At 66.7% G+C, this 1,762-nt stretch carries 1 pseudogene; it reads left to right on the plus strand.

What is annotated here, in order from left to right:
• Positions 1-18: 18 nt before the first annotated feature.
• Positions 19-1,648, plus strand: a pseudogene (locus IO39_RS43320) (IS1634 family transposase).
• Positions 1,649-1,762 lie beyond the last annotated feature (114 nt).

Raw genomic sequence — 1,762 nt, forward strand, 5'->3', positions numbered from 1 at the left:
CTGCTACGGTCTGGTGACATGTTCGTCAGGACCGCGACCCGGAAGAACAAAAACGGCACCACGGTGCGATACCTCCAACTCGCCCACAACGAATGGGACCCCGTCGCCAAGACCGCCAAGATGAAGGTCCTGCACAACTTCGGCCGCGAAGACCAGATCGACCGCGCCGCCGTCGAACGCCTGGTCGGCTCGCTATGCCGGCTGCTGGACCCAGGCCGGGCCGCCGCCCTCACCTCGGGCGCGGAGCTGACCTTCATCGGCTCGGCCGCCTACGGCGGGGTTTATCTCCTCGACCAGCTGTGGCGGCAGCTGAAAATCGATGTGATCATGACGCGCATCCTGGCCTCCACCCGGCGCAGCGTCTTCACCGAGCGGGTGCTGTTCGCGCTGGTCGCCAACCGCGCCCTGGACCCCTCCTCCAAGCTGGCCGCCTCCCACTGGGTCGGCCGCAACGCTCACGTCGACGGCCTGCCCGCCTGCTCCGACGACGCCTGCTACCGGGCGATGGACTGGCTGCACCAGGTCCAAGACTCCGTCGAGCGTAAGGTGTTCGACCAGGTCGCCACCCTGCTCAACCTGGAAGTCGACCTGCTGTTCTTCGACACCACCTCCACCTACTTCGAGATCGACGAACCGGACGAGCCGATCGCCCGCGATGAGCGCGGCATCCGACTGCCCGACCCCGACCCCGACCCCGAAAACGGCGACGGCGACGGCGACGAGCCGGTGATGAAGGGCTTTCGCTCCCGCGGCAAGTCCAAAGATCACCGCGATGATCTGCCGCAGATCGTCATCGGCATGGCCGTCACCCGTGACGGCATCCCGGTCCGCATCTGGTCCTGGCCCGGCAACACCACCGACACCGCCCTGATCCGCCAGGTCAAGGACGACATGCGGGACTGGACGCTGTCCAAGATCGTGTGGGTCGGTGACCGCGGCTTCGCCTCCGCCGACAACCGCCGCTACCTGCGCCAGGGCGATCACCACTACATCATCGGTGAGCGGCTGCGCTCGGGCTCGGCCGAGGCCAAGGCCGCCCTGTCCCGGCAGGGCCGCTATCAGGACGTGGCCGAGAACCTGAAGGTCAAAGAGGTCCGGATCGGCGAGGCCGACCGGTTCGTCATCTGCTTCAACCCCGATGGCGCCGAACGCGACGCCGCAATCCGCGAGCGCTTGATCGCCCAACTGGAGGAGGTGATCGCCGGCACCGACGCGCTGAGCGCCACCAAACGCGCTGAGCTACGCGGCGTCATCTCCACCAAGCCGGGCCTGAACCGCTATTTGCGCACCACTCCGAATGGGCTGCTGCGCATCGACGCCGCGAAGGTCAAGGCCGAGGCGAACCTGGACGGCAAGTACCTGCTGCGCTGCTCCGACCCCAAGCTGGCTGGAGGAACGCATCCGCGCGCACGTCATCTTGTGCTGGCTGGGGCTGCTGCTGATCCGCATCATCGAGGCCACCACCGGCTCCACCTGGAAGCGCATCCGCGACGAGTTCGACCTGCTTACCGTGGCCACCTTCACCGGCCCGACCGGCACCTTCCGCCAGCGCGCCGAACTGACCAAGCCCCAGCGCGACATCCTGGCCAAACTCGACATCCCAACCCCGAAGAAGATCGTCGAGGCCACACCCGCCGCAGACGTCTGACCAGGCACAACACCTGCGCCTAGTGACACGCCGCATCAGCGTGCCCGCAAGCGTTTCCGCAGCTCACAGCCCAGAACTGTGTGCTTTTCTCGCTACACATCTGCGGAACGCAGG

The sequence above is a fragment of the Nonomuraea candida genome, assembly GCF_000725485.1.
In the GTDB taxonomy this organism is placed as follows: Bacteria; Actinomycetota; Actinomycetes; order Streptosporangiales; family Streptosporangiaceae; genus Nonomuraea; species Nonomuraea candida.